Annotated in this window: 7 protein-coding genes and 1 pseudogene; 2 read left to right on the top strand and 6 right to left on the bottom strand. The window is 39.3% G+C overall.

Annotated elements, in window-relative coordinates:
* Positions 1 to 1,343 (bottom strand): SSURE domain-containing protein (locus HMPREF2634_RS10165; protein WP_257362125.1); only part of this gene is annotated, 1,343 nt, incomplete at its 3' end.
* Positions 1,344 to 1,495: 152 nt separating this feature from the next.
* On the opposite strand from HMPREF2634_RS10165, the gene HMPREF2634_RS03965 reads away from it, so the two are divergent.
* A complete protein-coding gene (locus HMPREF2634_RS03965) occupies positions 1,496 to 1,951 on the top strand; it encodes a histidine phosphatase family protein (protein ID WP_041784064.1) in 456 nt (151 codons plus the stop codon).
* A gap of 170 nt (positions 1,952 to 2,121) precedes the next feature.
* A complete protein-coding gene (locus HMPREF2634_RS03960) occupies positions 2,122 to 3,324 on the top strand; it encodes an IS110 family RNA-guided transposase (RefSeq protein ID WP_070836332.1) in 1,203 nt (400 codons plus the stop codon).
* Positions 3,325 to 3,703: 379 nt separating this feature from the next.
* Here the strand turns inward: HMPREF2634_RS03960 and comW are convergent, their stop codons facing one another.
* The 5 genes and pseudogenes from comW to glf form a co-directional block, all read right to left on the bottom strand.
* Positions 3,704 to 3,934, bottom strand: coding sequence for a sigma(X)-activator ComW (comW, locus tag HMPREF2634_RS03955; protein ID WP_003026583.1), 231 nt, complete (start codon positions 3,932 to 3,934; stop codon positions 3,704 to 3,706).
* Positions 3,935 to 4,150: 216 nt separating this feature from the next.
* Positions 4,151 to 4,441: pseudogene (locus HMPREF2634_RS03950) on the bottom strand (SDR family NAD(P)-dependent oxidoreductase); the annotation flags it as partial.
* 26 nt (positions 4,442 to 4,467) lie between these two features.
* Positions 4,468 to 5,520 carry a glycosyltransferase gene (locus HMPREF2634_RS03945; RefSeq protein ID WP_021002180.1) on the bottom strand — a complete coding sequence of 351 codons (1,053 nt, stop codon included), beginning with the start codon at positions 5,518 to 5,520 and terminating at the stop codon, positions 4,468 to 4,470.
* 55 nt (positions 5,521 to 5,575) lie between these two features.
* On the bottom strand, positions 5,576 to 6,523 hold the full coding sequence (locus HMPREF2634_RS03940) for a stealth family protein (RefSeq protein ID WP_021002181.1): 948 nt from the start codon (positions 6,521 to 6,523) through the stop codon (positions 5,576 to 5,578).
* Positions 6,520 to 7,620 carry a UDP-galactopyranose mutase gene (gene glf / locus HMPREF2634_RS03935; RefSeq protein WP_021002182.1) on the bottom strand — a complete coding sequence of 367 codons (1,101 nt, stop codon included), beginning with the start codon at positions 7,618 to 7,620 and terminating at the stop codon, positions 6,520 to 6,522. The genes HMPREF2634_RS03940 and glf overlap by 4 nt, the downstream gene beginning before the upstream one ends.
* Between the last annotated feature and the right edge of the window lie 6 nt (positions 7,621 to 7,626).

The raw sequence follows: 7,626 nt of genomic DNA, 5'->3' as shown, positions 1-7,626 counted from the left end.
ACTTGACGAGTCGCAATCACGTTGTTCAAATCGGCCTTGCCATCTTTGGTTGCACCGTAAACCTTAACAGTCGCAGTGTAAGTATGAGTGCCGTTGGCCTTCAGTTGGTCTAAAAGTGCCCTACCTTGTTTGCCTGCTGCATTGCCATCCAATGAAACTTGGTAGAAATATTTGCCCTTTGGAATGCCTGCAAACGGAGGCAAGCCTGCATGATTTGCTGTGCCATTATCTGACCATGGCGCTCCATTTGAGGATTTGAGTAGAAGACGCGTTAGCATCCCATCACCACCGAAGAGTTCGTACGGAATGACTTCATTCACGCCTGCCGTAAATGGACCAGGATGGTTCGCATTTTGTAAGAAGGACGCTGGGACATCCGTACTTTCTTTAATATTTTCTGAAATAGATTTCTTCGCTTGTTCTAATGAAGGATCTGCTTTAGATTTCAAACTATTAAGGTTAATCGTCACTTGACGAGTCGCAATCACATTGCTCAAGTCAACTTTACCATCTTTTGAACCATAAACTGTTACGGTAGCGGTGTAACTTTGTGTACCGTTCGCTTTCAATTGATCCAAGAGTGCTTTACCTTGTTTGCCGGCTGCCTTACCATTGAGTGACACTTGATAGAAATATTTACCTTTTGGAATGTTGGCAAAGGGTAGTAAGCCAGCGTGTTTTGCCGTGCCGTTATCTGACCATGGGGCGCCATTTGAAGATTTCAACAAGAGACGTGTCAGCATACCGTCACCACCGAAGAGTTCATACGGAATGACTTCGTTCACGCCTGCCGTAAAGGGACCAGGGTGGGTCGCGTTTTGTAAGAAGGAAGCTGGTACATCTGTACTACCTTTGATGTTATCCGCTACAGATTGCTTAGCTTGAGCAAGAGTTGGATCTTCTTGGGCTTTTGGAGTTGCTTCTTTTATAACCGTTTCTGTCGCCTTTTGGATTTTTTTCGCAGCTTCCGCGGTGGACTTGCCTACTTTGTTTTCTTTTGTAATTTCTTGTTTTTCTTGCACCTTTTTATCTGGTGTTTGAATTGTTTTGCCAGACAAGTCTTGTGAGGTTTTTGTTGTATTTGGTGTTTCTTTCTTTTCAGCTGACGGGCTTTCTGTTTGCCCTACTTTCGAATCAAGTATGGATTTACCAAAGTCTGTCGAACTATTTGAAGGGGTTGTTGTCACCACCTTGTTTTGCGAACCAACTTGTGCATTTACAGGATTACTAATGAGAATAAAGAATCCGCTTGCCACAACTACGGAAGCAACACCTACACTTAACCGACGGATCGACCATCTTGTATATCTTTGATTGTCTGGACGATGATTTTTGTCAACCATATTATTTACTCCTTTGATTTATTTTTAATGGTTGATTAAAGTTTACCAAGCTCTTATTAACTATCCGTAAGACAAAGTTAAAATTTTTCTTAAATAAGCATTATTTCTTGCTTATGTATAGAATTTTCACATGTTGTGATATACTAGATTACATGAACAACACCTATTATTTTGTCCGCCATGCACATTCGACTTACACACCTGACGAATGGACACGCCCTTTGTCACAAAAGGGACTCGCTTCCCTCTCACAATTAAAAATACTAGAGAATAAGCCAATCTCTGCTATTTATTCTAGTCCTTACCAACGAGCAATTGAAACGATTGAGCCTTTGGCACTAACCTTTGGACTTCCGATTCAACTGGATAAGCGATTGATTGAACGAAAGCTAAGCAGTCAGTCGGTTTCCGACCAAACATTTGAAACTACACTCAAGCAACTTTGGCAAAATCCTGACAGTTCTCTACCGGGTGGCGAATCAAATCTCATAGCTCAAAACCGAGCTCTATCATTTCTGCAAGAATTAGAAGAAAACATACTAAGATTAGTAGTGAAGAAATCTCCGACGGGAGAGAGTACTCACTACTTTTTCTTTATGTTAAAGTAGTGGTGTCTTGTAAAGTCGTAGGGCTCTATGGCGCTAGACGTCGCTTGACAAACTGGCAAGACACCTTGTTTTAGGTGGAGTTTGATCAAAGTATGTGGGACGCTAAACGTCGCGTATTGAAAATAAAATCACTAAAACATGGAATTATTCAAGACAAAAGAGGTAATGTCATGCGTGCAGTATTTGGAATTGATGTAAGTAAAACAAGTTCTGAGGTGGCAATTTTAGTCAACGGTGAGAAGGTTCATGGCTACTCCATACTCAATGATGCCATTGGATTCAATCGCCTGTTGGGGGACTTGAAAACTATTCATAACCCTGAGATTATATTTGAGGCCACAGGCGTCTATTCTCGACGTCTTCAGGCTTTTCTTGAGGAATGTGGTTACGCTTATACACGGCTAAATCCACTGGAAGCTAAGAAGCAATTGGACAGTCTGCGAGTTCGTAAAACAGATAAAATTGACGCTGAAAAGTTGGCTAAATCTCAGCTTGTGCACAATCGTAAACCAACTTACGTGCAGGAAGAAGTTTATCAACACCTGCGTGATTTAAGCCGTTTCTATCAAAATATGACTGAAGATCTTGTTCGAGCTAAAAACCGTCTGCACAAGGTTCTACAAGTCACCTTTCCTGAATTGGAAAATCTCTTATCCACACCAACTGGAGAGCAATATTGGAACTTAGTGATGGCTTTTCCATGTAAAGAGTTTGTATTAAGCCTATCTCAAAGTGACTTGTATGAGATTATCCGTCAATCTACCTCCAAACGCATCTCTGAAAAGCGTATTGCTTACCTGACTGATAAACTTATAAAACTCGCTAAACAATCTTTTTGTGCGGTCAAGAAAACCTCTCCAATGCTTGAAGAGGTTCGTTACTATGCTCAAGAATTGCTTCGTCTTTCTGAACGCAGACAAGTTGTCTTAAACGACATGGTAGCTCTAGCTCAGCCTTTACCAGAGTATGACATCTTACGGTCAATTCCTGGCATCGCAGAAACCACAGCGACATCTATCATTGGCAAATTGGGAGATATTCGTCGATTTCACTCTGCCAATCAAATCAACGCCTTTATTGGCATTGACCTGAGACACTATGAATCTGGGAACTTTCTCGCTAAGGAACACATCACTAAACGAGGTAATCCCTATGCCAGAAAAATCTTGTTCAAGTGCATTCACAACATCGCTTCAGCTAGTCATACCAATCCCTGCCATATCGCTGACTTTTATGAGAAACGAAAAAGACAATCGACAATAGCTTCAACTAAGCCACATACGATTGCCTCTATACATCGTCTCATTCGAACAATGTATTACCTCATTACGCATAACAAACTTTACGATTATTCTTTGACCCAAAATCGATAAGGCTGTCTATGTCGTATTATTGTAACACCTTGTTTCAAAAAATACCAGATGAGGTGTTTTTTAGCATGCCATTTTATGGATCAAAAAGTGTTAAAAATAAGACAGTAACCTCAGAATAGCTACTGTCTTATCTCTTTTTTTACTTAAAGCCTTGATAGACTTGAAAAATGGTAGAAAAAATGGTAGAAAAGAGCCCTTATTTACCATGGGCTGAAACTATTCAGGAAAAGTGCAAATAGAAAACGTTCCAGAGTCAAATCAACTTTGGAACGTTTTTTCAATATACCTTGTTATTGGGCGGTTACACTCAACCACTGCGTCTTGCTCGACAATCCAAAGACAATTTAGAGGCTAGGACTTTTGTCCCAGCCTCTAAATATCAAGCCGAGCTCAGCATCAAGGACTGCAAATACCAGCGATAAGCTGCCCGATAATGATAGGCATTAAAAAACTTCATCTCCCCGATACCGTAGCGTATCAGGTAGTATATCAGATAGTGCAGACGCAGGCTTTCCCACTCCATGCTAGCCTTTTGACAATGGGCATACTCAGCCTCAAGCTCCCCATAGTAATCTCTGAATTGATTATAAATTTCTTGAATTTCCATCATAACTCCAATCTTTTTGCTTTAACACTAGTTTAGCGCAAAAAGGAGAGGTTTCGGGACAAGAAACATATCTGGTCTCATTTTAGAGCCAAAAGGTAGGTAGGGCGCTAGAAAGTGACATTTCAGGGAAGAATTTTGACATTTGGGAGTTGGGGAGTAACCTTTTTGATAATCATTTACGATTAAATACTTTACTATGTTGAAATTTGAGATTGGCTAATATTTTAATGGTTCTTGCACAAACTCACCAACTGCCTCATAAACTGTAAAATGAATCACTGCATCAATATGATTTTCCTCAAATACCTGACTCATAAACTTTTTGTCTGCAATAGAACCTTGATAAAAAGGAACCGTCACACCTGTAATAGTTTTTAATCTATCTAAGACCTGAAGCGAACTATTTGAAAAATCATCTACAACTACAACATCATAGCCACTTTTTAATAATTCCACTACTATGTAGCTACCGATATAACCTGCACCACCTATGATTAAAATCTGTCTTATAAGACTATCACTTCATAATAACAATCTCACTTCAATTTTGATAGTGCAGTCCTCAAATATTGCCCTTGCCGAAGTTTACTACCAATTTGTTTAGCATTTTCTAACATTTCTTTGTATTGCTCTTCTGACAAGGTATCTAAATTTTCTTTTAAATCAGAAAGAGAAGAAACAACTAGACCACACTGTTTATCTATCACAAAATGAGCCAGTGCTGACTCTTCCCAAACAACTACAGGGAAGCCTGCCGCTAAATAAAGTGAAGCCTTGTGCGAGTTGTTATAGCGAAGGTACTCACCAAATACACCACTACATGTCTCAGCGCTATCACCATCCCAGACAAGACCAAAACCACCCTCAAGAGCTGCTGGTAACTCGTCAGGTAAGAAGGACCCAAAGTAAGTCTCATTCGCAAGAGCTCTGCTCTCGTCGAAGCCAACACCATAAAGGTTATAAGCAGGTTCTTCAGGAAGAGAGTAAAGATAACCAGCTTTTTCCTGAGCCAAATTGCCAGCTACAATGATTGGCTGGTCTTTTGTCAGTCCACTTTTTTCTTGGAAATTTGGAATCAAATAATCAAAAATTCCAAGACTCACAATCTTATCTTCTGCAACTCCTTTATTTACCAAAACAGATTTCATAATAGGATTATGGGCAATAATCCCATCAGCTGCACCAAGCAGACCTGACTCTTGAATTTGAACTCGAATCTTATGCTTCAAAGGAAAATTCTCAACATTAACATAACGAAGAGCTTCTAAATCGTGGATAATAAAATGAACTTTTACGCCTTTTTTCTGTGCTTTCTTTACATGATGTGTTGTGAAAAAACTATGATGAAGCATTGGGAACTGGATCAATAACTCATCACCTTGCTTTAGTTGAGCCAAGGCCTGACCAAAAGCCTTGGATTTATGAAGCTGTGCTTTAAGTGTACTCATCTCGTACCAATTATCAACTGAAAGAACCAAGGCTTGATAACCTTCTCTCTTTACAATTTCTTCAACATCATTACGTGCCTTATTACCGGCATTTTTAACATTATTATCGTGTAAAAATTCTTCTTTTAAATAGTATTTCATCTCTTATTTCTCATTTTTCAAAAGCTGATTTTTCAGGATAGCGTTCTTTCAATATTTACTTAAAACGAATGATATTCTCCTCTTTAGAGTCAACATCATCATTTACACAAAGCAGTTTTTTATGTTTATCTTTAAAGATACTCTCTAATCGATCCACTTGATTCAGGTCTATCGACTCTCCAAAATTCTTTGACATAGGATAAAACTGATTACTTTCAATCTGCCAATGCTGACAGATGTATTGATTAACATCTACTCCATAGTCTCTAATTTTATTTCGTGACGTTCTATCTAATGTTTCACCCTCAATGTCCCATAAATGTGCCAAGGTACTCTTTTTCATAGGTGCAGCTAAATGGTTATTCACATAGCCTGTTGGCCCCCATGGCAAAAGTAGCAAGTTTTTCAAAACTAAATACCCATAACGATGATTGAAAAATTTCCAAGGCGAGGACTTTAGTGCCTTCTTATTAGGAAAATGGCGATAAATCAATTCAACATTATTGTGATAAGTATTCGTAAATGGTGACCAAGGAACTAAAGCATCATATACAGCTAAAAGCTTAGGTTGCCCATTCTTATAAAAATCCGAAGGTTGACTATCTCTAATCAAGTACACATCATCATTGAAATACAAATAATTCTCCGACAAGCCCTCAATCCGATGGAGGTTGAGTTCAATAGCCGCTGAATTATAGGTAGGTAGATACTCTTTAGGGATAAACTCCTTATGAGTGACCAACTTGAGTTTTGGATGCTCCAAGTTCAACCATTCCGGTTTTTGGCCATTGGTGACTAAGTAAACACGATTTACCCAAGGAGCATGATTTTCAATCATTCGAAACCAGTAATTAAAAATCCCGTAATCACGATAACGCTGCTCTCCGTCGATTTCTTGGTCCAAATCTGCCACTTGACCAGTCACAGCTTGTTTCTCACGGATAAACTCCGGATCACTCCCGTCAACCCAGAGAACCACGATATCAATCTTATCTTCTGTCATTTAGTAAATTCTTTCTCTACGACTTCCAAAGCACGCTCAATGACCACGTGCATGTCGTAGTATTTATAGTCTGCTAGACGTCCACAGAAAATGACCTTGTCATTTTTCTCAGCTTCTTCTTGGTACTTGGCAAACATAGCATTGTTCTTTTCATCATTGATTGGGTAGTATGGCTCATCTCCACGTTTCCAATCAGCTGGGTATTCGCGGGTGATGACCGTCTTCGGTTGGGTTCCATACTCGAAGTGCTTATGCTCAATGATACGAGTGTAAGGGATCTCACGCTCTGTATAGTTGACTACAGCATTTCCTTGATAGTTTTCCTCATCCAAAACTTCATGTTCAAAACGCAGGCTACGATACTCAAGCTCTCCGTGTTTATAATTAAAATACTGGTCAATCATACCCGTAAACACAACCTTTGCTGCTGAGCTTTCCAGTTCTTCTCGGTTGGCAAAGAAGTCAACGCCTAATTCAACTTCTACGTCGCCAAGCATATTTCCAATAATGACATTGTAGCCACCGATTGGAATCCCTTGGTAACGGTCGTTAAAGTAGTTATTATCGAAGGTCAAGCGAACTGGAAGACGTTTAATGATAAATGGTGGAAGGTCTGTTGCAGAACGTCCCCATTGTTTTTCCGTGTATCCTTTGATCAATTTTTCATAGATATCTGGACCAATCAACTTGATTGCTTGTTCTTCCAAGTTTTTAGGTTCAACATCTTTCATATCAGCCGTTTGCTCAGCAATCTTGTCTTTAACTTCTTGCGGAGTCTTAGTGCCCCACATAGCATAGAAGGTATTCATGTTAAATGGAAGATTATAAAGACTGCCCTTATAGTTAGCAATAGGGGAATTGATATAGTTGTTAAATTCAGCAAATTGGTTGACATAATCCCAAACCTTTTTGTTTGAGGTATGGAAAATGTGGGCACCGTACTTGTGAACATTGATTCCTTCAACATTTTCACAGTAAATATTTCCGCCAATGTGATCACGCTTGTCAATCACTTTTACTTTTTTGCCACGTTTTGTAGCTTCGTGTGCGAAGATTGCTCCAGACAAACCAGCACCAACGATAAGATAATCGTACATTATAAA

The organism is Streptococcus sp. HMSC034B03 (assembly GCF_001838575.1).
Classification (GTDB): domain Bacteria; phylum Bacillota; class Bacilli; order Lactobacillales; family Streptococcaceae; genus Streptococcus; species Streptococcus anginosus.
This window is presented reverse-complemented; position numbering and strand designations above follow the sequence as displayed.

What these genes read in the sequence shown, in the direction of transcription:
- HMPREF2634_RS03960 (WP_070836332.1), top strand. Translation starts at nt 2,122, where the DNA reads ATGCGTGCAGTATTTGGAATTGATGTAAGTAAAACAAGTTCTGAGGTG.
- HMPREF2634_RS03945 (WP_021002180.1), bottom strand. Translation starts at nt 5,520, where the DNA reads ATGAAATACTATTTAAAAGAAGAATTTTTACACGATAATAATGTTAAA.
- HMPREF2634_RS03965 (WP_041784064.1), top strand. Translation starts at nt 1,496, where the DNA reads ATGAACAACACCTATTATTTTGTCCGCCATGCACATTCGACTTACACA.
- comW (WP_003026583.1), bottom strand. Translation starts at nt 3,934, where the DNA reads ATGATGGAAATTCAAGAAATTTATAATCAATTCAGAGATTACTATGGG.
- glf (WP_021002182.1), bottom strand. Translation starts at nt 7,620, where the DNA reads ATGTACGATTATCTTATCGTTGGTGCTGGTTTGTCTGGAGCAATCTTC.
- HMPREF2634_RS03940 (WP_021002181.1), bottom strand. Translation starts at nt 6,523, where the DNA reads ATGACAGAAGATAAGATTGATATCGTGGTTCTCTGGGTTGACGGGAGT.